Origin of the sequence: Roseixanthobacter glucoisosaccharinicivorans, from assembly GCF_043195095.2 — a bacterium.
In the GTDB taxonomy this organism is placed as follows: Bacteria; Pseudomonadota; Alphaproteobacteria; order Rhizobiales; family Xanthobacteraceae; genus NCEH01.
In genome coordinates, this window is sequence record NZ_CM195538.1 from 4,115,755 (window position 1) to 4,140,322 (window position 24,568).

Annotated in this window: 24 protein-coding genes and 1 tRNA gene; 15 read left to right on the plus strand and 10 right to left on the minus strand. The window is 64.5% G+C overall.

Translation table 11 applies throughout. From position 1 onward, the window contains the following. Window positions 1-3: 3 nt before the first annotated feature. The 6 genes from V5F78_RS19040 to V5F78_RS19065 all read right to left on the minus strand — a co-directional run bounded on the left by V5F78_RS19040 (window position 4) and on the right by V5F78_RS19065 (window position 7,862). Window positions 4-1,155 carry a CaiB/BaiF CoA transferase family protein gene (locus tag V5F78_RS19040; protein WP_394070158.1) on the minus strand — a complete coding sequence of 384 codons (1,152 nt, stop codon included), beginning with the start codon at window positions 1,153-1,155 and terminating at the stop codon, window positions 4-6. Window positions 1,156-1,167: 12 nt separating this feature from the next. Continuing rightward, on the minus strand, window positions 1,168-2,808 hold the full coding sequence (locus V5F78_RS19045) for an FAD-binding protein (RefSeq protein WP_394070160.1): 1,641 nt from the start codon (window positions 2,806-2,808) through the stop codon (window positions 1,168-1,170). A gap of 31 nt (window positions 2,809-2,839) precedes the next feature. Then, complete coding sequence (locus tag V5F78_RS19050) at window positions 2,840-4,000, minus strand: ABC transporter ATP-binding protein (RefSeq protein WP_394070162.1); 1,161 nt, start codon at window positions 3,998-4,000, stop codon at window positions 2,840-2,842. A 14-nt stretch (window positions 4,001-4,014) separates the two neighbouring features. After that, window positions 4,015-5,736, minus strand: a complete 1,722-nt coding sequence (locus V5F78_RS19055) for an ABC transporter permease (protein WP_394070164.1) — start codon at window positions 5,734-5,736, stop codon at window positions 4,015-4,017. After that, window positions 5,736-6,815, minus strand: a complete 1,080-nt coding sequence (locus V5F78_RS19060) for an ABC transporter substrate-binding protein (RefSeq protein ID WP_394070166.1) — start codon at window positions 6,813-6,815, stop codon at window positions 5,736-5,738. The genes V5F78_RS19055 and V5F78_RS19060 overlap by 1 nt, the downstream gene beginning before the upstream one ends. 297 nt (window positions 6,816-7,112) lie before the next feature. Then, window positions 7,113-7,862 carry a FadR/GntR family transcriptional regulator gene (locus tag V5F78_RS19065; RefSeq protein WP_394070168.1) on the minus strand — a complete coding sequence of 250 codons (750 nt, stop codon included), beginning with the start codon at window positions 7,860-7,862 and terminating at the stop codon, window positions 7,113-7,115. A 102-nt stretch (window positions 7,863-7,964) separates the two neighbouring features. On the opposite strand from V5F78_RS19065, the gene V5F78_RS19070 reads away from it, so the two are divergent. The 6 genes from V5F78_RS19070 to V5F78_RS19095 all read left to right on the plus strand — a co-directional run bounded on the left by V5F78_RS19070 (window position 7,965) and on the right by V5F78_RS19095 (window position 14,399). Further along, the gene (locus V5F78_RS19070) at window positions 7,965-8,381 is read left to right on the plus strand and encodes a MaoC family dehydratase (protein WP_394070170.1); all 417 of its coding nucleotides are present in this window, start codon (window positions 7,965-7,967) and stop codon (window positions 8,379-8,381) included. A 13-nt stretch (window positions 8,382-8,394) separates the two neighbouring features. Continuing rightward, entirely contained in the window at window positions 8,395-9,171 is a 777-nt protein-coding gene (locus tag V5F78_RS19075; RefSeq protein ID WP_394070172.1) for an enoyl-CoA hydratase/isomerase family protein, read from the plus strand. Window positions 9,172-9,174: 3 nt separating this feature from the next. Beyond that, on the plus strand, window positions 9,175-9,945 hold the full coding sequence (locus V5F78_RS19080) for an SDR family NAD(P)-dependent oxidoreductase (RefSeq protein WP_394070173.1): 771 nt from the start codon (window positions 9,175-9,177) through the stop codon (window positions 9,943-9,945). Between the two features lie 45 nt (window positions 9,946-9,990). Further along, the gene (locus tag V5F78_RS19085) at window positions 9,991-11,673 is read left to right on the plus strand and encodes a thiamine pyrophosphate-binding protein (protein WP_394070174.1); all 1,683 of its coding nucleotides are present in this window, start codon (window positions 9,991-9,993) and stop codon (window positions 11,671-11,673) included. A 206-nt stretch (window positions 11,674-11,879) separates the two neighbouring features. Continuing rightward, window positions 11,880-13,619, plus strand: a complete 1,740-nt coding sequence (araD, locus tag V5F78_RS19090; protein WP_394070176.1) for an L-arabinonate dehydratase — start codon at window positions 11,880-11,882, stop codon at window positions 13,617-13,619. A gap of 15 nt (window positions 13,620-13,634) precedes the next feature. After that, complete coding sequence (locus tag V5F78_RS19095; protein WP_394070178.1) at window positions 13,635-14,399, plus strand: HpcH/HpaI aldolase family protein; 765 nt, start codon at window positions 13,635-13,637, stop codon at window positions 14,397-14,399. A 243-nt stretch (window positions 14,400-14,642) separates the two neighbouring features. Here V5F78_RS19095 and V5F78_RS19100 read toward each other — a convergent pair whose 3' ends face one another. Then, a complete protein-coding gene (locus V5F78_RS19100; RefSeq protein ID WP_394070180.1) occupies window positions 14,643-15,407 on the minus strand; it encodes an RHS repeat protein in 765 nt (254 codons plus the stop codon). A 229-nt stretch (window positions 15,408-15,636) separates the two neighbouring features. Here V5F78_RS19100 and V5F78_RS19105 point away from each other — a divergent pair, with 229 nt between their 5' ends. The 5 genes from V5F78_RS19105 (at window position 15,637) to V5F78_RS19125 (ending at window position 20,276) form a co-directional block, all read left to right on the plus strand. Next, a complete protein-coding gene (locus V5F78_RS19105; RefSeq protein WP_394070181.1) occupies window positions 15,637-16,455 on the plus strand; it encodes an ABC transporter ATP-binding protein in 819 nt (272 codons plus the stop codon). After that, complete coding sequence (locus V5F78_RS19110) at window positions 16,448-17,350, plus strand: ABC transporter permease (protein ID WP_394070182.1); 903 nt, start codon at window positions 16,448-16,450, stop codon at window positions 17,348-17,350. The genes V5F78_RS19105 and V5F78_RS19110 overlap by 8 nt, the downstream gene beginning before the upstream one ends. Window positions 17,351-17,389: 39 nt before the next feature. Next, window positions 17,390-18,274: an MBL fold metallo-hydrolase gene (locus tag V5F78_RS19115; RefSeq protein ID WP_394070183.1), complete on the plus strand. Its 885-nt coding sequence runs from the start codon at window positions 17,390-17,392 to the stop codon at window positions 18,272-18,274. Window positions 18,275-18,330: 56 nt separating this feature from the next. Beyond that, window positions 18,331-19,347, plus strand: coding sequence for an ABC transporter substrate-binding protein (locus V5F78_RS19120; protein WP_394070184.1), 1,017 nt, complete (start codon window positions 18,331-18,333; stop codon window positions 19,345-19,347). 95 nt (window positions 19,348-19,442) lie between these two features. After that, window positions 19,443-20,276: a GntR family transcriptional regulator gene (locus V5F78_RS19125; RefSeq protein ID WP_394070186.1), complete on the plus strand. Its 834-nt coding sequence runs from the start codon at window positions 19,443-19,445 to the stop codon at window positions 20,274-20,276. A gap of 552 nt (window positions 20,277-20,828) precedes the next feature. Here V5F78_RS19125 and V5F78_RS19130 read toward each other — a convergent pair. Continuing rightward, a tRNA-Ser gene (locus tag V5F78_RS19130) sits at window positions 20,829-20,918 on the minus strand. A 152-nt stretch (window positions 20,919-21,070) separates the two neighbouring features. Continuing rightward, on the minus strand, window positions 21,071-21,466 hold the full coding sequence (locus V5F78_RS19135; RefSeq protein ID WP_394070187.1) for an acyl-CoA thioesterase: 396 nt from the start codon (window positions 21,464-21,466) through the stop codon (window positions 21,071-21,073). A gap of 270 nt (window positions 21,467-21,736) precedes the next feature. Between V5F78_RS19135 and rplU the strand changes: the two genes are divergently transcribed. The 4 genes from rplU (at window position 21,737) to V5F78_RS19155 (ending at window position 23,902) form a co-directional block, all read left to right on the plus strand. Next, complete coding sequence (gene rplU / locus V5F78_RS19140; RefSeq protein WP_394070189.1) at window positions 21,737-22,111, plus strand: 50S ribosomal protein L21; 375 nt, start codon at window positions 21,737-21,739, stop codon at window positions 22,109-22,111. A gap of 20 nt (window positions 22,112-22,131) precedes the next feature. Next, window positions 22,132-22,407: a 50S ribosomal protein L27 gene (rpmA, locus tag V5F78_RS19145; protein ID WP_394044032.1), complete on the plus strand. Its 276-nt coding sequence runs from the start codon at window positions 22,132-22,134 to the stop codon at window positions 22,405-22,407. Window positions 22,408-22,545: 138 nt separating this feature from the next. Further along, on the plus strand, window positions 22,546-23,175 hold the full coding sequence (locus V5F78_RS19150; RefSeq protein WP_394070191.1) for a GNAT family N-acetyltransferase: 630 nt from the start codon (window positions 22,546-22,548) through the stop codon (window positions 23,173-23,175). Window positions 23,176-23,395: 220 nt separating this feature from the next. Continuing rightward, complete coding sequence (locus V5F78_RS19155; RefSeq protein ID WP_394070192.1) at window positions 23,396-23,902, plus strand: RNA pyrophosphohydrolase; 507 nt, start codon at window positions 23,396-23,398, stop codon at window positions 23,900-23,902. Window positions 23,903-24,114: 212 nt separating this feature from the next. On the opposite strand, the gene V5F78_RS19160 is transcribed toward V5F78_RS19155, so the two are convergent. Then, a complete protein-coding gene (locus V5F78_RS19160) occupies window positions 24,115-24,534 on the minus strand; it encodes a F0F1 ATP synthase subunit epsilon (RefSeq protein ID WP_394070194.1) in 420 nt (139 codons plus the stop codon). Between the last annotated feature and the right edge of the window lie 34 nt (window positions 24,535-24,568).

Sequence of the window (24,568 nt, forward strand, 5' to 3'; positions counted from 1 at the left end):
CTGTCAGCTCAGCCAGTCGGTCGTCACGGCCTGTGTGTGTTCGCCGAGCAAGGGGGGTGCCGTCCAGCCGGCCGCGACGTCGAAGCCGCTGTATTTCACCGCCGGCCCGATCACCGACAGGGGGCCGTATTGGGGATGCTCCACCTTCTGCACCATCGCGCGATGCAGGGCCTGCGGGTGGTTGAAGACCTGCTCCATATCGTTGATCGGCGAGCAGGGCACCTTCGCCGCATTCAATTGCGCCACGAGGTCATCGACCGTGAATCGGCGGACCTCGGCATCGAGAATGGCGTGGAGCGCATCACGGTTCGCGACCCGGCCGGAGAGGTCGGCAAAGCGTGGGTCCGCCAGCAAATCGGTGCGGCCGATCACCTTGAGAAAGCGCTCGAACAGATTCTGCACGCCGGCGCCGATCACCACCCAGCCATCGGCGGCCTCGAACGCCTTGTAGGGCACCTGCTGGGCATGCTCGGACCCCCATTTGCCCTTGCTCACCCCGGTGGTGAGATATTCGATGCCCGCGTCCACGAGGAAGGAGATCTCGCTCTCGAACAGGCTGGTCTCGATGCGCTGGCCCTTGCCGGTGCGTTCGCGATCGAACAGGGCCGTCGTCACCGCCCCCATGGCATACTGACCGCAGACGAGATCGAACGCCGAGGTGCCGAGCTTGATGGGTTCACCGTCGCGCTCGCCGGTGAGGCTCATATAGCCGCCCTCGGCCTGGATCGTGAGATCGAACGCGCCCTTCTCGCTGTAGGGCCCGTTGGCGCCGAACCCAGACATGGAAACAAAGATCAGGCGAGGATTCTCCGCCGCCAGGGTTTCATAGTCGAGCCCCAGCCGCCCCATGACGTCGGGCCGGAAATTCTCCACGATCACGTCGGCGGCACGTGCAAGCTGGCGCGCCAACGCCCGCCCCTCCTGCGTCTTCATGTCGATGAGGATGGAGCGCTTGTTGCGGTTGGCCGCGAGGAAGCTGAAGGCGTGGTCCTTGTGGAACGGCGGGCCCTGGTAGCGGATCGGGTCGCCTTCGGGCGCCTCCACCTTCACAACGTCGGCGCCGAGATCCCCAAGCAGCATGGTGCAGAAGGGACCCGCAAAAAGCCGCGTGAAGTCGAGAACCTTGATGCCGGCAAGCGGCTTTTGAGCTGGCATGTCTTCACCTGTCTATTGAATGGGGGCATCCGCGCGCACGAACCCGCCGACGCGGTCGGTGCGAAAGCCGATGTGCTTCAGCCAGTTGGCATCGTCCTGCGCGGGAAAATCGCGGCGCTGGTGCGCGCCCCGGCTTTCCGTGCGCAGCAGGGAGGCCTCCACGATCATGCGCGCGGTCGCGAGCATGTGGCCGAGCTCGAGCGCCTCGATCATCTCGTCGATATCGCGCGCGCGCGTATCGGCGGCGGCGGTTCGGGCAAGATCGCGCAAGCCCTCCTGGCCCTCGCGCAAACCCTCCTCACGCCGCCACAATCCCGCGGTTCGCAGCATCAAATGGCGCACCGCCTCCTTGAGGTCCGCCGCGCGCGCCTGCCCCGTCTCATTGGCATGGCCGGTTACGGTGCCCACCGAAGCCGCGACCACGCCATCCCAATCGCGCGCTTGCGCCGAGAGCATGCCGGCTGCGGCGCCACGGCCCGCGAGCGCGCCGAACACCAGCGTATCCGCGCAGCCATTGCCGGCAAGCCGGCTCGCGCCATGCACGCCGCCTGCGCTCTCGCCGCCGGCATAAAGGCCCGGCACGCCGGTCCATCCCTTATCGTCGATCAGAATCCCGCCCATCTGGCTGTGGGACGCGGGTCGAACGCGGGGCGGCGTCGTCAGCGGGTCGACGCCGGCATTGCGCAGGCGCCGGACGTGGATCTTGTAACTCTCAAGGCGCTCGGCGGGCAGGACGGTGGTGTCGAACACGACCGTATCGTCGGGCATTCCGCGCCCTTCGTCGATCTCGGTCTGCACGCAGAGCGCCATCTTCGCCTTTTCGATCTGCTTTTCCCCATGCACCGGGTTGTAGCGGAACATGAACCGCTCCCCCTGCGCGTTCAGCAGGTGGGCGCCGTCCCCGAGCATCGCGGTCGGCATCTCCATGCCGCGGCAGGCCTCTGGCCAGACGGTGACCACCGGCTCGAACTGCACGAATTCCATGTCGATCAGATGCGCCCCGTGCTTCAGCGCGAGGCCGTAGGAATCACTTCCGACATCGGCGGGATAGGTGCTGTCGGCATAGATGCGCCCGATGCCGCCGGTCGCGAGCACCACCGCGCGGGCACAGGCGGCGGAGAAGGTCCCCGCCCGCCGATCCCACAGCAGCGCGCCCGCCACCTCGCCGTCCGCGTTCAGCAGATCGACCACCTTCTGGCCGGTGAGGATGCGCACGCCGATCGTTGCCGCGTGCGCGGCGAGATGTTCGAGCACGATGCGCCCGGTGCCCTCGGGGATGAACAGGGACCGGGGATAGGTGTTGCCCGACAAATGGCGCTGGATGATGCGGTCCTGTTCCACCGGAAACGGCACGCCGAGCGCGGAAAGCTCGCGCTGCGCGTCCACCGCGCCCTGCGCCAGGGCGCGCACCAGCCGGCGGTCGTTCAGCCCGTATCCGCCGCGCACCATGTCCGCGAAAAACATGTCCGGGCTGTCGCGCGCATCGGCATGGGCAATCGGCGCATTGCAGCCGATCACATAAGGCGAGGCACCACGGGCGAAATAAGCGAGGGTGACCGAGGCCCCCTGTTCGCGCGCGGCCACCGCCGCCCGATAGCCGGCAAGCCCGCCACCCAGCACGAGCACGTCCGTTTGAAGCTTCGAAATGTCCACGAGCCACCCTTTTGCTGTGCGCGACAAGCGCTCAATCGGCCCGGACCGGAACCGTGCGCTGCGGCGGAATGTGGAGCTGAATGCGCTCGCCCTCCTCGAACAGGGCGTTGGGGAAAGCGTGCACGCGCAGGTCGCCGCCCGGCCAGGCAAGGGTGTAGTTGACGACATCGCCGAGCAGCACGCGGCGGGTGACGGTGGCCGACCATTGGTTGGCGCGCGGCGGCGCCTCCCGGCGCATTTCCGGATAGACCGTGCGCAGTGCGGCCAGATGCATGCCGCTCTTATCGGCCGGGAATAACTGCGGGCCTGCGGCGCACTCCACCAGGGCGTCGCCCACCTTCAGCACCGGCGCGCCCGAAGGTCCTTCTCCCGCATCCGTGCCGACGAGGATGTTCGCCGCGCCGATGAAGTCCGCCACGAAGCGGGTACAGGGCGTATCGTAGATATCGAGCGGCTTGCCGCATTGCTCGATATGGCCGTCGCGCATGACGATGATGCGGTCGGAAATCGCCATCGCCTCTTCCTGATCGTGCGTCACATAGATCGTCGAGAGGTCGAACTTGTGCTGGAATTCCTTGATCTCGTCGCGCATGCGCACCCGCAGCCGCGCATCCAGGTTCGACAGCGGTTCATCGAGCAGGATCGCCTTCGGGCGCGAGGCATAGGCGCGCGCGAGCGCCACCCGCTGCTGTTGGCCGCCGCTGAGATCGGTCGCCGGGCGATGGATATAATCCTCGATGCCCACCATCCGCAGCATCTCCACGACCCGCTGCTTGATCTCGCTTTCTGCGACCCGTTGAACGCGCAGCCCATAGGCGACATTCTCGAACACCGTCATGTGCGGCCAGATCGCGTAGCTCTGGAACACCATCGACAGCTTGCGCTTCTCGGTCGGCACGTTGATGCGCTTGGACGAGGAAAAGACCAGATTTCCGTCGATGGCGATTTCGCCGGAGACCGGCGTTTCAAGCCCAGCGATGCAGCGCAGGGTCGTGGATTTCCCGCAGCCCGACGGCCCAAGAAGGGAAAGGTGTTCGCCGCGCCCGACGGAAAACGAGACCCCCTTGACGACGATCTTCGCGCCGAACGCGGCGACGAGATCGCGCACCTCGATGTAAGCAGGTTCCGGTGCGGAGCGCGGCTGCGTCTCGCCGAAGGAGAGAGGCTGCGCGGATCGGTGTAAGGCAAGCATAATGCTTTCTCCTGTCAGACGTTAGCGCCGCGGTTTGCCATGGAGCGCACGAGGGTGAGCGCGATCAGGATGATCAAGGCCTGCACCACAGCGAGCGCGCTGACGCGCGGCATGCCACCGGAATCCCAGAAGCTGAAGATGGCCGGCCCCAGCACCTGCGTGCCGGGCCCGGAGAGGAACAGGGAGGCGCTGATCTCGCGCACCGACACCATGAACAAAAGCGCCCAGGTGGCGAGCAGGCCCGGCCGCAACAGCGGCAGGGTCACCGTCCGCAGGATGCGGAACGCCCCCGCGCCGCTGATGCGGGCCGCCTCCTCCAGGGCGATGTCGATCTGCACCACCACGCCGCTCATGCCGCGATAGGCGAGCGGCAGGAAGACGATGACGTAAGCCAGCAGCACGGCGAACAAGGTGCCGTACAGCTTGAGCGGCAACGCCAGGATCATCCAGAGAAAGCCGATCGCGAATATGAGGCGCGGAAACGCCTGCGGCAGCATCGCCACCTGCTCCAGGAGCCGGCGCCCGTCGCTGCGCGAGCGGTGCGTGGCAAGGGCGACGAACGTCGCCAGCAGCACGCCGATGACCCCGGTGCCCACTCCGAGCAACAGGCTATTGATGATCGCCTGCTGGGTCGTGGGAAAGTCGAACATCACATATTTGTAATTGCCCAGCGTCCAGGCCGGGAAATTGAAGCTGATGGCGTTGCTCGACTGGAACGAGGCCACCAGCAGGGTCCCCATCGGCAAGATCAGCGACAGCAGGACATAGAGGGCGGCGATCGCGAACAGCACCCATGTCAGCCAGCCCATATTCACCTGCCGGGGGCGATAGTTCTTCCCGGAGATGACCGCGTAGGACTTCCCGCGCAGCACGCGCTGAACCAGCCAGACGGCCAGCGCCGTCATGCAGATCAGCACCAGGCCGAGGGCGGCGGCGAGCGGATAATTGGGCGGATAGCCCTGCAGCAGCACATACATCGCATTGGTCGCGACGTAAAAGCGCGAGGACGTGCCCAGCATGGTCGGGATTGCGAACGAACCGATCATCGAGGTGAACATGAACAGCGCCGCGCTCGCGACCGCCGGCAACATCAGCGGCAGCGTGACCTTCCACGCCGTTCGCAGCTTTCCCGAACCGAAGATCGACGAGCATTCCTCAAGCGACGGATCCATGCGCTGCATCGCTGCCCCGATGATGAGAACAGCAACCGGCGCTTCGAAGATCGCCTCGACGAAGATGATTCCCATCGGGGTATAGATGTTGATCAGATGTGTCTCGATGCCGGTGATCGCGCTGAACATCCGGTTGATGAGCCCATCGCGCGGCGCGCCGAGTTGGCTCCAGGCAAGCGCCCCGACCAGCGGCCCCAGCGGATAGGGTATGGCGATCAGCAATTCGAACAGCTTTCGCCCCGGCATGGTGGTGCGGTGGATGATCCACGCCAGCACCACGCCGATCACCAGGCCGAGGGCCGTCCCGCCGCCGGCGACGACGAGCGTGTTGCGAATCCAGTCGAGATGGCCGGTCAGCGCGATGAAATTGTCGATGCCGTAGGCCTTGGCCGGAAATGCCTCCGGGTCTCCCACGTTGAACGCGCTCGTGACGAGCAGGAAGAAGGGGAAACCGAGGGTTCCTGTCAGCAGGACCAGCGGAATCCATACCTCCGGGCGAAGATCGAAGGCAGACGCGCGGGCAAATGCCGCGCGCTGCGCTTCCTGTTCGGACATAACCGACATTACAGACCCGTCATCTTGTTCCAGATCGCCACGAATTCACGCCGCCGCTCGGGCCGCATGTAGTCCTGGAAGTCCACGGGAAGCCGCAGGTGCAGCGTATTGATGTCGGGCAAGTGTTCGATATGGATATCTTTACGCGCCGAGTAGGATCCCTGGATATTGTTCCAGAGGTACTGACCTTCCTTCGACAGCATGAATTCGGTGAATATCTTGGAGGCGTTCGGGCGCTTCGTGGTTCCGAAGATGCCGATGACCTGGTTCACCGCCGGGACGCCGATCTCGGGGAAGACAGCTTCCACCGACTGCTTGTTTCGCACGGATTTCACATATTGGAAGATGCTGACCCGACCGCCGATCTTCAGATCTCCCCGCTCGATGTCCTGGGAAATCTGAGTGGAGGATGCGTAGGCGCGTGGATTGTTCTTGCCCAGATTGTCCCAATAATCCTTCGGCAGGACATCCTTCATGGCGAACCAAAAGCCATAGGAGGTTCCCGCGGCGGAATTCTGGAACCCGATCTGCCCTTTCCATTGCGGATCGAGCAAGTCAGTCCATGTTTTCGGGCCGACCTCTTTCTTTACATAACGCGGGTCATACATCATCGGCCCGACGTTGACGTAGTATGTCGTCCAATATCCGGGCTCTGCGCTGCGATATTCCGGCGCATAGGCGTCGATGTCCTTGGGAATATATCGCAACAGCCGATTCTGGAGCCGCAAATTCTCCATGATCCCGGAATCGGAGGTGATATAGACATCTCCAGTCGTTTGGCCGGCGCGGAATTCCGCCTCCAGCTTGGGCAGGGCGGCGCCCGGCAGCAGGCGCTGCTGAACCGCATCGACACCGGTCTTTTCCTTGAAGATACGCAGGAATTCGACGACATCGGCTTCCTGGTCCGCGTGCCAGACCACCACTGGCCCCTCGGCCTTGGCCGCCTCCACGCTGGGCGGCTGGGTGGCCTCGGCATGCGCACGAGACACCAGATGCGGCATCGCGGACCATAGAACGCCACCTGCGCCCGTAGCGAGCAACTGGCGACGCGTCAGGCCATCGCGACGAAACCCGGCTGTGAGCTTCATCTTCTCTCCTCCCCGATGTTGTGCGCTTGTGCGCATCTCTTCGGACATAGTTGTCTAATGATTAGACAACTTCAACACCTTTTTCGAAGCTCCCTGCGCAATTTCCGGGAGAATGCATTCCGGCCCGGCATGCGAAATCGTTGATACGCAAAGGCTTGGCCTTATTCGGCGGATTGGCGTTTGCCGAAGGCCGCAGAGTCCTTTTGTGCGCGGGGAGATCCGGGCAACCATTTCCGCCCGCCCACAGGTTAAGTCGTTTCCCGCCGCGGAACGGGCCTCGAGCCAAGCGGAAATCTCCTAAGCGGAAATGCCCTCGAACATGCGGCGGCGGGCGTTTTCGATATGCGCGCGCATGGCGTCCCGCGCGCCTTGCGCATCCCCTTTCACGATCGCCTCATAGACAAGCGTATGCTCGTCCTGAACCTGGCGGACGCGCGATTTGGGCTTCTGAAGCGACAGGCTGCGCGCCAGATTCATGCCAAAATCAATATGCGGGCGCAGCAATTCCATCGCGGAGGCGAAGAATTGGTTGCCGGTTGCCCGTGCCACCGCAAGGTGGAAATCGTAGTCCGCCGCCGCCCCGAGGCTGCCGGTCTTCACGATCTCCTCAAGCACCTCCAGGGCCCGTGCAACCTCGGCAATCCTGGCCGCATCCCCGCGCGTGGCCGCGACATGGGCCGCCTCCCCTTCAAGCGCGACGCGAAACTCAAAGCACCGCTGCACATCGGCGATACTGCCCACCGGGGCGAACCCTAGGATCGCCTTGCTCGGCTGGCGCTGAACGAAGGTACCCGCCCCTTGCCGGGAGATGACGATCCCGTCGTCGCGCAGTCGCGCCAAGGCCTCGCGCACGATCGTCCGCGACACATTCAGCCGGTCGGACAATTCCACCTCGGTCGGCAGCTTGCTCTTCTCGGGGAATTCCCCGCTGACGATCAGCTCGAAGATCCGGTCATAGATCTGGTCGCTCAGCTTCACCGGCTTCGGCGCGAGGAGGGTCAAGGTTTCGGTCGACATGGGGATGGCGGTCTGTGCGCTTTCGGTCATGGATCCATCATGGAACAGCTTGCGGGAAAAGTCCACTTGTCATACCAATGTGGCAAGACAGAGCGAAGAGGCCCTGCGGGGCTCCCAGCACAAGGGTGGACCATGGAGGATACCGCGTTCAAGGAGGTGCCGCTCGGCACTTCCTCCGTTTTCACCAAGACCGTCTCGGAATCGGACGTTTATCTCTATGCCGGCATCTCCGGCGACTTCTCGCCGAACCATATCGACGAGGAATATATGAGCGGGGGCAAATATGGCCACCGCGTTGCCCACGGCACCCTGCTGCTCGGCTTCATGTCGGCGAGCTCCGCCAACCTCTATCTGGGGCGCACCGTTTCCCTCGGCTATGACCGGGTGCGTTTCATCAATCCCGTGTTCTTCGGCGATACCATCCGCACCGAATACAAGGTCGCGCGCTACGACATGGAGAAGAAGCGCGTGTTCGCCGACGTGACCTGCACGAATCAGCGCGGCGAGCTGGTCGCAGTCGCCACCAATATTCGCACCTATGTCGGATGATCGGAAGCCGGCCATGAGCATTCTGCTTCAGGACGAGACGGACGGCGTCGTCGTGCTCACCCTCAACCGGCCGGAAGCCATGAACGCGCTTTCCAGCGACTTGTCGCGCGAACTGCGCGCGGCGATCGACGCGCTCGCGCAGCGGCATGACGTGCGGGTCGTCATCATTACAGGGGCCGGGGCGCGCGCCTTCTGCGCCGGGGCGGACCTCAAGGAGCGGCGCGCCCTGAACGCCGACGAGAAATGGGAGCAGCGCACGCGCGGCTGGGAGGTGAACGAGGCCATCTGGCGGATGCCGCAGCCCGTGATCGCCGCGGTCCATGGCTATTGCCTCGGCGGCGGGTTCGAACTGGCCCTCTATTGCGATCTGCGCATCGCGGCGGACGATGCCGTCTTCTCCTTTCCCGAGATGACCCTCGGCGCCTATCCCGGCGCCGGCGCGGCCGTGGTGCTGCCGCGCCTCATCGGCCGGGGGCGCGCCAAGGAAATCTTCTTCACCGCCCGGCGCGTGAAGGCGGACGAAGCTCTCTCCCTCGGCATCGTCGAGCATGTGGTGCCGCCCGACCGGCTGCTCGCCAAAGCGCACGAGATCGCCGCCGCAATCAAGAAATCCAGCCCGCTCGGACTCGCCGCCATCAAGCAGATGATGAATTTCGGCACCGACCTTCCGTTCGAGCAGGCCAACGCGCTGAACGACACGCTGCGGCGCCCGCTCGAAGGCACCCAGGATTATCTCGAAGGCATCGCCGCCTTTTTCGAGAAGCGTCCCGCTCGATTTGTTGGCAGGTGAGAGATGAACCTTCAGGGCAAGACAGCCATCGTGACCGGCGCCAGCTCGCCGGATGGGGTCGGGGGCGAAACCGCCAAGGCGCTTGCGGCGCGCGGCTGCAATGTGGCCGTGAATTATGCCCGCAATCGCGCCGGGGCGGATGCGGTGGTCGCGGCCTGCGCCGCCCACGGCGTCGACGCCTTCGCGTTTGAGGCGGATGTCGCGCGCGACGCCGATTGCCGCAGACTGGCGGAAGCCGCGCACGCGCGCTGGGGGCACCTCGACATTCTCATCAACAATGCCGCGGTGACCCGCCCGATCGCGCTCGGCGCGCTGGAGGATCTCGACGCCGCAGAGTTCCACCGCCTCTATGACGTAAACCTCATCGGCCCGTTCCAGATGGCCCGCGCCGCCGCCCCGCACCTGCGGGCCACGGGCGACGCGGCGATCGTCAACATCTCCTCGGTGGCCGGCATCACCGGCAACGGAAGCTCGATCGCCTATGCCGCGTCCAAGGGCGCGTTGAACACCTTGACGCTTTCCCTGGCCCGCGTGCTGGCTCCACAGGTACGCGTCAATGCCATCTGCCCGGGCGGACTGTTCGGCAATTGGACCAAAAAACTCATGTCGGAAGACATGTACAGAAGCAAATTGCATGAAGCGGAGACGAGCTTCCCGTTGAAACGGGGCGTCTGGCCTTCCGATGTGGCGCGTCAGGTCATCTTTCTTGTCGCGGACGCAACCACGATGACGGGAGAACTCATGCAAACGGATTCTGGCCGGCATCTTTACTAACGCATCCCGCCAAGAGGCGGTTTCATCGGAGTGCAGAGGCACATCATGCACAAGCCTTCCAGCCGCGCGCGTGCGGCATCTCAAATCCTCGTTGATGCGCTCGAAGGTCACGGGCTGCGCCACGCCTTTGGCGTGCCGGGGGAAAGCTATCTGCCGGTACTCGACGCTCTGGCGGATTCGCGCATCGACTTCGTCGTGTGCCGCCAGGAAAGCGGGGCGGCCTTCATGGCCGAGGCAGCGGGCAAGCTCACGGGCCTGCCCGGCCTGTGCTTCGTCACGCGCGGTCCGGGCATGACCAATGCCAGCGCGGGCGTGCATGTGGCGCAACAGGATTCAACGCCGATGATCCTGATCTCGGGACAGATCTCGCGCGGCTTCCGCCACCGCGAGGCGTTCCAGGAAATCGACCCGCGCGCCGTGTTCGGCACCATGGCGAAGCTGGTGATCGAAATCGACGATGCCGCCCGCATCCCCGAATTCGTCGCCCGGGCCGTGCGCGTAGCGACGCAGGGGCGCCCGGGCCCGGTGGTGCTGACGCTGCCCGACGACATGCTCGACGAACAGGTGATGGTCGAGGACGTGCCCGCCTTCGAGCCCCTGGAGATCGCGCCGGGGCGAAACGAGATGGCGCGGCTGGGCGCGCTCATCGCAGCGGCCGAGCGACCGTTCGTGATCGTCGGAGGCTCGCGCTGGAACGAAAAGGCCGTGTCCTCGCTTGTCCGGTTCGCGGAGCGCTTCGATAGTCCCGTCGCCGCCAGCTTCCGCCGCCAGATGCTGTTTCCGAACGATCATGCGGCCTATGCCGGGGACCTCGGGCCGGGCGCCAATCCCAAGCTCGTGCAGCGCGTCAAGGATGCCGATCTGGTTCTGGCCTTCGGCGCCCGCCTCTCCGAAATGCCGACCCAAGGCTACAGCCTGATCCCGATTCCCAATCCCGGCGTCCCTTTCGTGCATGTGCATGCCGGCGTCGAGGAACTGGGCCGCGTGTTCCAGCCCACCCTTGCGATCAACGCCACCCCGGCGGCCTTCGCGGCGGCGCTGGACGATCTGGAGCCTCCGGCCGACACCCGCCGGCGGGCATGGCGGGAAGCGGCGCACGCGGATTATCTCGCCTGGTCGGAACCGCTGCCCCAGGTGCCCGGGCCGGTGCAGATGAGCACGATCATGCACTGGCTGCGGCAGAACCTGCCCGCCGACACGGTGATGTGCAGCGGGGCGGGAAATTTCTCCATCTGGCTGCACCGCTTCTACCGGCATCCGGCCTTCGGCACCCAGCTCGCGCCGATTTCCGGCACCATGGGATACGGCTTTCCGGCCGCGATCGCGGCGGCGCGGCTCAACCCCGGCCGCACCGCTTTGTGCTTTGCCGGCGACGGCGATTTCCTCATGACCGGGCAGGAATTGGCGACCGCGATCCAATACGGCCTCGCGCCGAAGGTGTTCGTGATCGACAACGGGTCCTATGGCACCATCCGCATGCACCAGGAACGCGAATTCCCCGGCCGCGTCTTCGGCACCGACCTGAGAAATCCCGATTTCGCCGCTTACGCCTGCGCGTTCGGCGCCGATGGCTTCACCATCGCCGACGACCGGGACGCGATCCCGGTCATGGAGGCCGCCTTCGCATCGAAGAACGCCGCGCTCATCCATGTGAAGCTCGATACCGAGGCGATCTCTCCGGGGACCACGATTTCGGCGCTGCGCGCAAAGGCGCGGGAGCGGGGATGAGCTGCACCGGCATCCAATCGAGACGGGGCCCCTAGGCCTCGTCGAGGGGGAACCCATGAAGACGCCAAGCGCAGGCCGTTCCGGCAGCCCCTTTGCGGCCGCATTGCCGCCCAAGCGTCCCGCTCCCCTCAAGGCGCGGGGCGGCCGCCACACCGCGTTCCACCCTTGAGCGGCACACCCCCGCCCTTTCAAGCAAGGCTGGCCCCATGAAGCCGCATCTGAAAACAGCTGAAACGCTCCGCAGCGCGCGCTGGCTGGCGCCGGACGATCTACGCGGCTTCGGCCATCGGTCCCGCGCCATGCAGATGGGATACGACCCGCAGGACTGGGTCGGAAAACCGGTGATCGCGCTGCTCAACACCTGGTCGGACTTCAACCCCTGCCACGCCCATTTCAAGCACCGGATCGAAGACGTAAAGCGCGGGGTGCTGCAGGCCGGCGGCTTTCCCCTGGAGCTGCCGGTCCATTCGGTGTCCGAAACCTTCCTCAAGCCCACATCCATGCTCTATCGCAACATGCTGGCGATGGAGACGGAGGAGGTGATCCGCTCCCATCCCGTGGACGGCGTCGTGCTGCTGGGCGGCTGTGACAAGAGCACGCCGGCCCTGCTGATGGGCGCCACCAGCGCGGGGGTTCCGGCCATCTATCTTCCCGCCGGCCCGATGCTGCCGGGCAATTGGAAGGGCAAGGTGCTCGGGTCCGGTTCGGACGCCTGGAAGTTCTGGGACGAGCGGCGCGCGGGGACTATCGACGCTGCCCAATGGCAGGAGATCGAAGGCGGCATCGCCCGCAGCTACGGCCATTGCATGACCATGGGCACCGCCAGCACCATGACCGCCATCGCGGAGGCCATCGGCATGACCTTGCCCGGCGCCTCTTCCATTCCTGCGGCGGACGCCAACCACATGCGCATGAGCACGCAGACCGGGCGGCGCATCGTCGACATGGTGTGGGAGGATCTCCTGCCCGCACGCATCCAGACGCGGGCGGCGTTCGAGAATGCCATCACCGTGGCCATGGCCATGGGCTGTTCCACCAACGCCATCATCCACCTCATCGCCCAGGCGCGCCGGGCGGGATGCGACATCGGCCTTGAGGATTTCGACCGCGCCAGCCGCCGCGTCGCGGTCATCGCCAATGTGCGGCCGAGCGGCAGCACCTATCTGATGGAGGATTTCTATCTCGCCGGCGGCCTGCGCGCGCTCATGAAGCGGCTCGGCGACCTGCTGCATCTCGATGCGCTCACGGTGACGGGCATGAGCGTCGGCGAAAACATCGCGGACGCGGAGGTCTACAACGACGATGTCATCCGCACGCTGGACAATCCCATCTATCGGGAAGGCGCGCTCGCTGTGCTGCGGGGCAATCTTGCGCCGGAGGGCTGCGTCATCAAGCCAAGCGCCTGCGCGCCGCATCTGCTGAAGCATACCGGCCCCGCCCTGGTGTTCGACGATTACCCCGCCATGAAGGCGGCGATCGACGACGAGACCCTCGACGTCACGGCGGACCATGTCCTCGTGCTGCGCAACGCCGGCCCGCAAGGCGGCCCAGGAATGCCGGAATGGGGCATGCTGCCGATCCCGAAGAAACTGGTGCGGCAAGGCGTGCGCGACATGATCCGGATCTCGGATGCGCGCATGAGCGGCACCAGCTACGGCGCGTGCATCCTGCATGTCTCGCCCGAGAGCTTCGTCGGCGGCCCGCTCGCTCTGCTGCGCACGGGCGACCAGGTCCAGATCGACGTGGAGGCGCGCACCATCGACATGCTGGTTTCCCCGGACGAACTGGCGCGGCGACGCGCCGGCTTCGTGCCCCCGCCACCGCGCTTCGAGCGCGGCTATGGCTGGATGTTCTCCCGCCACATCGGCCAGGCCCATGCGGGTTGCGACTTCGATTTCCTGGAAACCTCGTTCGGCACTCCCGCCGGCGAGCCCGACATCTTCTGAGCTGAGGACAAAACCGTGGAACTGCCAATCAACACGTTCAAGCGCGGCATCTATGCCGGCCAGCAACAGATCGGCCTGTGGAGCAGCCTTGCGAGCCACATCACGGTCGAGATCATCGCCGGATCAGGGTTCGACTGGCTTTTGCTGGACACCGAGCACTCGCCGAACGAACTGCCCATGGTGTTCTCCCAGCTCCAGGCCTGCATGGAGAATTCCGCCCATCCCATCGTGCGCCCGCCGGTGAGTGACCAGACCCTGATCAAGCGCTATCTCGACGCGGGCGTTCAGACCTTTCTCATTCCCATGATCGACACCGCCGAACAGGCGGCGGCGGCGGTTGCCTTCACCCGCTATCCCCCGCACGGGGTGCGCGGATTTGCGGCCGCCTCGCGCGCCTCTCGGTTCGGCCGTGTGAAGGATTATTACGCGCGCGCCCATGAGGAAATCTGCGTCCTGGTCCAGATCGAATCGGAGGAGGGCATGCGCAATCTGGAAGCCATCGCCGCCGTGCCGGGCGTGGACGGGCTGTTCGTGGGACCCGGCGATCTTTCCGCCGCCACCGGCTATCTGGGCGACCAGAACAACGAGGCCGTGGTCACCCTGATCGAGGATCTCGTGAGGCGCATCGGCGCGGCGGGAAACAGGGCCGGCATTCTCACCAGCGACCAGGCCCTGGCGCGGCGCTACATCAAGGCCGGATGCGTGTTCACCGCCGTCGGCTCCGACGCGGGCATTCTCGCCCGGGGATCGGAAGCACTGGCGAAGTCGTTCAAGGCCTGAAGCCGCAGCGCCATTGAGGCTCCCTCAAGCTGAGACGGGCCTCGGGCGGGGGCCTTTCCCACTCCATGCGCCGACGCACGACAGCGCCGGCACATCTTGGCGCAGAAGGCCGTATCCGCGCGGCTGACCCGGGCTCAGGCGAACGAAGGCGGGCGCGAAGGCGCAGCCGCCGGGCCGATGCCGCGTAATTGTTCGGGCAATTTCGTCGTCATCACCTCGATCTGGTCCGAACTGAGGCCTTTCTCATGCAGTGAGGTCCTCCATTCCGACGGGATCCGGCTGCATGAACCGCCCCAGTCTGGGCGAATACATCCGCGCCCGGAAATCATAGAGCCCGCCGATTTCGGCATCGATGCGCGCGCCGGTGTAGAGAAATGTGCCGGCGGTGGACGTGCTCTCGCCGAAGGTCTGGAAGCCCGCCTTCGTCAGTATGCCGTCGCCGGCGCCGAGCCGCCCCACCACCGAGCCCAGGATGTCGGGGATGAAGGTGGTGAGCGCGGTCCCTGCGGCGTTCATTCGGGCCAGCACGTCGTTCGGTCCCGATCCGAAGGCGTACCAGTTCAGAACCGTGCCGCTCGCACCGGCGTAATCCAGCAGCGCGCGGCTCTGCGGATCCTGAACGAAAACCGTCGTTGCGCCGTTGACCGTCTTCGCTTTGCGCCGGCCCAATGCATCGTAGGCATAGTTGGCACTGGTGCCGGCCCCGCTCGCCGAGACCAGACGGTTCTCGGCATCATAGCCAAAGGTGAAAGTGCCGTCGAAGGTCGGGTTGCCGTTGGCGTCATAGGTCGGGCTCACCGCGCCCACGCTGGTGTATTGGTTGAGCGCGTTGGGCGCGCCAATGAAGGCGCCATCGGTCATCGCGTGCTCTGTGACCCAGGTCTTCGCGCGCTTTGCCCAGAGATCGAACGCCGCCAGTTCGTAGCGCGAACGATACGGTTCGCGCGATCCATGCAGGCGGCAATAGGCATAGTCGGCGGTCAGATCCATCAGCCGAGGCCACGCCACCGTATCGACAGGGACAAGCGCGACGCCGTGGGCGTGCGACAGGTCGATGAAAGCGCCCCCCGAAAACTCTCGCGGCGGATTTCCAGGGCGTGGCGGCGATGCCGCTTGACATTTAAACTATGTAGCATTCATATTTGCGCTACATACTAAAAACCAATGAAAACAGCCGCGCGGCCGCCGCTTCTGGCGCCGTGAAGGCGCAGCCAGAGCCGGAACAATTGAGGGGCAGATGAACGCGGTTGCAAAGCATCCCGAAGAGCAAGTGTATGCATCCCCAAAGCCCAAACCGTTATTGGAGGTGTCGGGGGTCACGCTTCAGTACAAGACACGCGATCTGCTCGTGACAGCGACCCGCGATGTCAGCTTTGAAATCTATCCGGCCGACCGCTTCGTGCTGCTCGGACCGTCCGGCTGCGGAAAATCCAGCCTATTGAAAGGCGTCGCCGGGTTCCTGAAGCCGGTCGCGGGTTTCATGCGGCTGAACGGCCAGATGATCACCGGCGCCGGCCCCGACCGCATGATGGTGTTCCAGGACTTCGACCAATTGATGCCGTGGAAGACCGTCGTGGAAAACGTGATGTTCCCGATCCTGGTGAGCCGCCGTTTCCCCCGCGCCGTCGCCCGCGAACGCGCCTTGGCCAGCATCGAGAAAGTCAAGCTCAGCAAATTCGCGGATGCTTATCCGCACATGCTCTCCGGCGGCATGAAGCAGCGCGTGGCCATTGCCCGCGCCATGGCCATGGAGCCCGCCATCCTTCTCATGGATGAACCCTTCGCCGCCCTCGATGCCCTGACGCGCCGCCAGATGCAGGATGAACTCCTGCAATTGTGGGACGACATCCGCTTCACCGTGCTGTTCGTCACCCACTCCATCGAGGAGGCGATCGTGGTCGGCTCGCGGATCCTCGTGCTCACGCCGCATCCCGGCGAAGTCAAGGCGGAGTTGAACTCCCACCAATTCGATCACACCCATCTCGGCGGCGGCGATTTCATGACCCTCGCCCAGAAGATCAACACCATGCTTTTCGCCGAGGGTCCCCATGGCTGAAATGTCCACCGCGCCGACCGCCCGGCTCTCGCCTCCGATCCGCCCCGAATTCGAGCGCACGGCGCCGCGCGCGCGGGACGACGGCGCGATCGAGCGTCCGCTTTCGCTCTGGGAACACCTTGCAAACATGGAAGGCGTGCGCCGCGGAGCGATCGTCGTCACGCTGATGGTCGCCTGGCAGATCTATGCCGTCTGGCTCTCCAATCCCTTGATGTTTCCCACCCTCACGGACACGCTGCGGGCATTGTGGGACGGCCTCGCGCACGGGGTCCTGCTGCAGAGGATTGGCGCAACGCTTCAGGTGCTGATGACCGGCTATGCGGTCGGCATCGCTCTTGCGGCCATGTTGACCACCTTTGCCGTCTCCTCGCGGCTCGGGGCTGATTTGCTGGCGACTCTCACCGCCATGTTCAACCCGCTGCCTGCGATCGCCCTTCTGCCGCTGGCGTTGCTGTGGTTCGGACTCGGCGTGCCCAGCCTGGTCTTCGTCATCGTGCACTCGGTGCTCTGGGCGGTGGCCCTGAACACGCTGACGGGCTTTCTGGGCGTTTCGGAAACCCAGCGTCTGGCCGGTCAGAACTATGGTCTGCGCGGCGTGCGCTACGTGGCTTTGATCCTGATCCCCGCCGCATTCCCCTCCATCCTCTCCGGCTTGAAGATCGGCTGGGCCTTCGCCTGGCGCACCCTGATCGCGGCGGAACTGGTGTTCGGCGTGTCGTCGCGCTCCGGAGGCCTCGGCTGGTTCCTGTTCGAGAAGCGAAACCAGCTGGAGACCGATCAGGTGTTCGCGGGATTAACCTGCGTCATCATCATCGGACTTCTGGTCGAAGGCTTGATCTTCCGCACCATCGAGGCCCGCACCATTCGCCGCTGGGGCATGAGCCGGGCCGGCTGATCTCACCCCGCACCAAAACCCAAGGAAAAGAGCAGTCCCATGCGTATTCGCCTTCTCGGCACGGGCACGCCCACGCCCTCTCTGCGCCGCATGTCCTCCGGATATTTGATCGAGACCGGCAACGACGTGATTGTCATGGACCACGGCTTCGGCGCCCATCATCGCCTGCTGGAGCTTGGCATCCCAGCCACCAAGGTGACCCACCTCTTCTTCAGCCATCTGCATTATGATCATTGCGGGGACTATGGCCGCCTGCTGCTGACCCGCTGGGATCAGGGCGCCGACCGCATCCCGGAGCTGAAAGTGTTCGGGCCCGCGCCCATCGCCGAGATCACCGAGCGATTGTTCGGCGTCGATGGTGTCTACAATGCCGATCTGGTGGCGCGCACTTCCCATGGTTCGAGCCTAGATCTGTTCCAAGCGCGCGGCGGCACGCTGCCCCGCCCGCGGCCCGCTCCCGAGGTCACCGTCCTATCGCCAGGCGACGTCATCGAGGGCAATGGCTGGACACTGGAAACGACCCAGGTGAACCATTTCCAGCCCTTCCTTGTCACCCTCGGATTCCGGCTGACGACTCCCGAAGGCGTCTTCGTCTATTCTGGGGACAGCGGCCCTGCGGAAAGCATGCACGTGCTCGCCAAAGACTGCGACGTGCTCGTGCACATGTGCCACTATCTCTCTGGCACCAATTACAGCCCCGATTTCTCGCACAGTTGCATGGGGCACATGGAACTGGCGGAGCTGGCGCACGCGGCCAAAGTGAAGAACCTCGTGCTCACCCACATTACCGAGCAGTTCGACCGGCCCGGCCTGCGGGAGCGCGTGGTCGCCGATATCTCGCGGGTCTATGGCGGCAATATTTTCTTCGGCGAGGATCTGATGGAGATTCCGCTGAAGGGACCGCAGAACGACCGCTTGCTCTAAACCAATAAACGAGACGCCGAAACGGCGCGGAACCTTCCAGGCAACAGGGGATTAACATGAAACCACTTGTTCGGACGGCCGCCTTGGCCGTCCTTCTGGCCGCCAGTCTTGCACCGCCGCTGACCCGGCCGGCTGACGCCGCGGAGGTGCGCGTCGTCAGCGGCCTCGGTCTGTGCTACCTGCCCATGATCGTCGCCGCGGAAAATCGGCTGATCGAAAAACATGCGGCGGCCCTCGGGATGCCCGACGTCAAGGTCATCTACACCCAATTGACGAGCGGCCCGGCCATCACCGATGCGCTGATTTCCGGCAATGCGGATATTGCCATGGCCGGCACCTCGGTGATGCTGAACCTATGGGACAAGACGGTGAAGTTCGCGCCGGTAAAAGGCATGATGGCGATTTGCGATTCACCTATCTATTTCAATACGATCGACCCTAAAATCAAATCCATCAAGGACTTCAAGCCCACCGACCGGATCGCGATGGCATCGGGCAAAGGCACCCAGCATGCGTTGATCCTTGAGATGGCAACCGCCCAAGCTTACGGTTTCGATCAGCGCAACAAATTCGATACGCTCGCCATCACCATGTCCCATCCCGATGGCGTAGCCGCGCTGCTTTCGGGGGGCGCGGGCGCGACAACGCACGTCACCACGGTGCCGTTCATTCAGATGGAACTCGCAAATCCAAATGTGCACACGATCTTAAGTTCCTATGAGGTCACCAAAGGGCCGAATACCCTCATCACGGCCTATGCTAATGAAAAATGGCGAAGCGATAATCCCAAACTCTACGACGCCACTTTCACTGCGCTAAAGGAAGCGATGACGCTGATCGCCGCCGACAAGGTGGCGGCCGCGAAAGCCTTCAAGAAATACGACACTTCGAAGCTCAGCGTGTCCGAGGTGGTGGCGATCCTCAACAATCCTGACATGATGAGTTTCTCTCCGACCCCCCATAAAGTTATGGTATTCGCCGAATATATGCACAAGACAGGTCTACTGAAAAATCTTCCGAGCTCATGGAAGGAGGTATTTTTCAGCAATGTGCATGATCTGCCCGGCGACTGAAGGGCTGGGACGTGCGGCGCACACAGCGCCGTACCGTCTTGCTCCACAGTTGGAATGTCAGTAACACATCTCCCCTTATTGCGTTCGGATCTCCCATGATGAAGCCTCGAGCCGTACGCTCGGACCCCGACACGGCAGATACCGTCGCCAAGGCTCCGGCGTCGGAAGCGGGAAGCGCTTTCTGGCGCCGTTTCGCGCCCAAGCATCCCGGGCACGCGCCGAAATATCTTCAGCTCCGCGACGCCGTGCTCGCCGGGATTCGCGAAGGTTTCTGGAGTCTTGGCGATCGGCTACCGGCAGAAAAGGACCTCGCGCTGGCGACCGGGCTCAGCCTCGGCACGGTGCAAAAGGCGTATCGCGAACTGGTGCAGGATGGGGTGGTGGATCGCCGGCAAGGGCGCGCGGGGAGCTTTGTCAATCGCGAGCCGCGCCCGGTCGATACGGTCTGGCACTTTCTGTTCAGTGACGAACGGCGCGAAAACTTCTTTCCGGTGTTTCCCCAGGTCGATCGCGTACACCGACACAGCAACCGTGGTTCTTGGAGCCTGCACCTGCAGTGGGTCGAGGACGAATTGGTGCAGATTGATCGCATCGTCGACATCGGGCACGAGTTTTTAGTTTACAGCCAGTTCATCGTCGACGCCCGCGTCTATGACCAAGCCCGCAAGGACAAAACGGGCGCCCTCGAAGGAATCAATCTGCGGCGCGAGCTGAACTTGAATGTCCAGCGCATGACTTACGATATCCGCATCGAGCAATTGCCACGCAATATCTGTTCGAAGATCGGCGTATCCGCCAAGACGATTGGCATGGTGGTAGAAATATTTAGTTCCGCCAACCCAGCTAATTTTGGCTCATTTCAACGAATCTTTATTCCGCGCACACAATTTTTCATGCGCATCGAAAGTCAGGCGCCCCGTTCCGCGTGATTTTCCATCGAACAAGGCCTTCGTGAACCGCGCGTCGGACGTATCCCGCTGGGCGCGCAGGACTGAGATGCTGGTCGACGTCGCCCGAACACTGAACAGCTGAGTCTCCGGTCTCCGAAGACGCGGAAGCGCAGCGCATCCTGGATCGATCCATCGGCGCGGAGCGATCGCCGGCATCCTGGAACGACACCGCGGCTATGGCTTCCAGCTCGAGGAACGACACGCAGGAGACCTCCAGGATCGCGATGAGCTGGAACGGCGTCTTGACAGTGGGAGACGACTTGATGTCGAGCACGCGCGCGGCGCTCGAAGCGCACCTCCATGTCGAGCTCGGCCCTGTCGTCGTCGCCTTGGCCTCAGCGGCCTTCGGAATCAGCTGCACGACAGGCGCCGTTCTGGCCGCACTATTTGACAGAGGCGCAGAACGTGTTCATCGACTCGAGATGATCGCCTCGCGCACGCGAGAGCAGCACGTTCGGAATATGGGGCGCAATGTGGGACAGGTACCGCCTGAGATATAAATCGTTATTTTCAATGACTTATCGCGGTGACTGGCGGAGAGGGAGGGATTTGAACCCCCGATACGGTTGCCCGTATGCCGCATTTCGAGTGCGGTGCATTCGACCACTCTGCCACCTCTCCATCCGGGGCACGGGCGCGTCGCGCCCGTTTGTGGTTCTGCGCTTCTAGCCGAGCCAGGAAACAAGCACAAGACGCCCCGCGCAGGCTTTCCACGTCATCCGGCGCCACGCAGATGCCGCGCGCCGGGCGACCGCATCGGTGCCGCGCGTGCCTCAGGCTGCGTCGCCCACCGGCCGCGGCTTGCCGTTGGCGTCGATGGCGACGAAGGTGAACACCGCTTCCGTCACTTTGCGCGTGTCCTCGCCCTCGCGTGCGCGGCGCCAGGCCTCCACCTCGATGCGCATGGATGTGCGGCCCACCGACAGGATGTTGGCGAACAGGCTCACCTCGTCGCCCACGAACACCGGGCCGAGAAAGGTGATGGCCTCCACCGCCACCGTCGCGCAGCGGCCACGGGCGCGGCGGGCGGCGATGTTGCCGGCCGCCAGATCCATCTGCGACATCAGCCAGCCGCCGAAAATATCGCCGCTCGGATTGGTATCCGCCGGCATCGCGATGGTGCGGATGGCGGGCACGCCGTCCGGAATGTCGGCCTGCTTGTCGTGCATGATGGGACCCTTGCGAATCGAACCTGGCATCTGGGCGCGGCGGGCCTGCGTGCGAAGCCCGCCTGGAGGTGTTCCAGACGCAGGGTTAAGACACCACGCCGCCGGACGCAAACCGGCGCAGCTCCGCGTTTTTGCGCAGGCTGGCACATTGACAAACCGACCCGGCAAAGGGTACACGAGCCGCTTCGCGTGGGCCTTTGCGCCCATATTCCCAATCGACCGAAAGAAGCCCTCCCTTCGAGGCGGGTGGAACACGAAAGCGAGACAAAGATGTTCGCGGTCATCAAGACGGGCGGCAAGCAGTACCGCGTCGCCCCACACGATGTCATCACGGTCGACAAGATCATCGACGCCGAAGCCGGCCAGATCCTGTCGCTCCCCGTGCTCATGCTGGCAGGCGAGACCACCGTGATCGGTGCCCCGCTCGTGGACGGCGCCTCCGTTACCGTGGAAGTGGTCGAGCAGACCCGCGGCGACAAGGTGATTGCGTTCAAGAAGCGTCGCCGGCAGAACTCGCGCCGCAAGCGCGGCTTCCGCGCCGACCTCACCGTCGTGCGCGTCACCGAGATTCTCGGCACCGACGGCAAGGCCGTCGTCCCCGCAACCCAAGCTGCGCCGGCCGAACAGGCCTCGGCCGAAGCTTGATCTGAGAACGGAGAGCGCAAATGGCTCATAAGAAAGCAGGCGGTTCGTCCCGCAACGGCCGCGATTCCGACGGCCGTCGCCTTGGCGTGAAGCGCTTCGGCGGCCAGGAAGTGATTCCCGGCAACATTATCGTGCGTCAACGCGGCACCAAATGGCATCCCGGCCTCAACGTCGGCATGGGCAAGGACCATACCTTGTTCGCGCTTATTGAAGGCCGAGTCGAGTTCCGCACCAAAGCCAACGACCGCACGTTTGTATCCGTTGTCGCTACCCCCGCCCTTGAGGCGGCTGAATAACCGGCGAGACCTGAAAATGCAGGATCCCGCCGGTCTCGTCGAACCGGAGGGAGCCTGAACCAGGAAGCTGGGGCTCCGATAAGCCGGGGAGACGGGCACGTCTCCCCGGTTTTCTTTTGCCTTGGCCTGGAGCCCGCCATGACCATCATCGAGACGCCACCCGGAGTCGCCTTACAGGAAAGCTGTATTCCCGTCCTCGAGACCGCGCGGCTGGTGCTGCGCGCGCCCAAGATCGAGGACGTGGACGCCATCGCGGCCCTGGCCAACAGCCGCCGCATCGCGGAAATGACCGCGAACCTGCCCCATCCCTATCGCGCCGCCGACGCCTTAAGCTTCATCGCCAATGCACCGCAGGGCGAGGACGCCGCGACCTTCGCCGTGCTCCTGAAGCAGGAAGGCGCGCTTGTGCTGGTCGGCATGTGCGGCTTCGCGCGCCGGCCCGGCGAACCCGCGCCCGAGCTCGGCTATTGGATCGGCGAACCCTTCTGGGGCCGCGGCATCGCCACCGAGGCGGCCCGCGCCGTGATCGACTATGCCTTTTCCGAAACCGCGATCGTGCAGATCGCCGGAGCCGCGCGGGTGGTCAATCCGGCCTCGCGGCGGGTGCTGGAGAAGTGCGCCTTCCAATGGTGCGGCGCCGGCCTGTGCCGGGTGAAGGCACTGGCCGCTTCGGTTCCGGTGGATCGCTTCCTGCTCGACCGCCGCACCTGGGTTTCGCTGCGGGCCTGGGCCGCGAGCGCCCTGCCGCGCGGCATGCGCGCCCACTGAACCTTCCCGCCGCGGCAGACATCGGGGCTCGGGCGAACGGGGCATGCGGGTGAGCCTTCGCTTTGCTGCGGGGTGGCCTTGCTGCGGGGGTGAGCCTGCTGCGGGCTCGCCCTGCGCGGTTTTTCCACGCGGCCCGGCCGCCGCGCCCCGCGCACGCAGGGCGCGGATTTGCTAAGCAGGGCGCAAACATGCCCCAGAACGCGGCCATACGAGGTGCACCATGAAACGCCAGGAAGACCTGCCCTATCGCCGATGCGTGGGCCTCGCCGTGTTCAATGCGGCGGGCCAGGTGTTCATGGGCCAGCGGTCCGGCGGCCCGGAACATGTGGACATGGAGCATTCCTGGCAGATGCCCCAGGGCGGGATCGACGCGGGCGAAGAGCCGTTCGCGGCGGCCCTGCGGGAATTATACGAAGAGACCTCGATCCGCTCTGTCACCCTTCTGGGAGAGGTCGAAGACTGGCTGAATTATGACCTGCCCGGCCGCATCGCCGGCCAGGCCTGGAAGGGGCGATATCGCGGCCAGACGCAGCGCTGGTTCGCTTTGCGCTTCACCGGCGTGGAGGGAGAGATTAACATTCTCAAGCCCGGCGGCGGCCAGCACAAGCCCGAGTTCGTCCATTGGCGCTGGGAAAGCCTGGAGCGCGCGGCCGAGCTGGTGGTGCCCTTCAAGCGCCCCGTCTATGAGCGGGTCATCCACGATTTCCGCCGTTTCGCGGCGCCCTGATCGCGATTCGCGCGCGGACCTCGCGAGGGTATGGAGCCGTCTCGCGGGACGGCCGCGCAACGCGCGCCTGAGCCGCCCCGGCACCGCCGGAAGCATGGTGTCGCGGATCACCAGATCACAGCCGCATAGGCTGACGAAAAAGAAAAGGCCGGGCGCTTGCCCGGCCTTTTCTTATTTGGATGAATGGGTGGGCCGATCGCGAACGGCGCGCCTCAGTGCGGCAGCGGCGCTTCGCCGGGCACCAGGATATCCAGCACCTGCTTCAGGTCGGTCACCTGCGCCTCGGCGCGCTGGCGCGCTTCGTCGGTGCGGGCGTCGGCGATGTCTTCCTGCGCATCCTTGATCAGCTGGCGCAGCATTTCCGGCTTGATCTCCTCAACCGGCACCGCGCGCTCGGCGAGCACGGTGAGGCCGGTGGGGTTCACCTCGGCGAAACCGCCGCGCACGAACAGGCGCTTCGCGCCGCCGTCGGCGTGAATGGTCAGGATGCCCGGGCGCAGGGTGGCGATGAACGGCGCGTGGCCGGCCATGACGCCGAAATCGCCTTCGCTGCCGGGCACGCCCACTTCCTGCACCTGGCCGGAAAAGAGCAGCTTCTCGGGCGAGACAAGCTCAAAGGGGAAGGTGGCCATCTGTATGTCTCCGACCGCGCGGGCCCTTGATGCA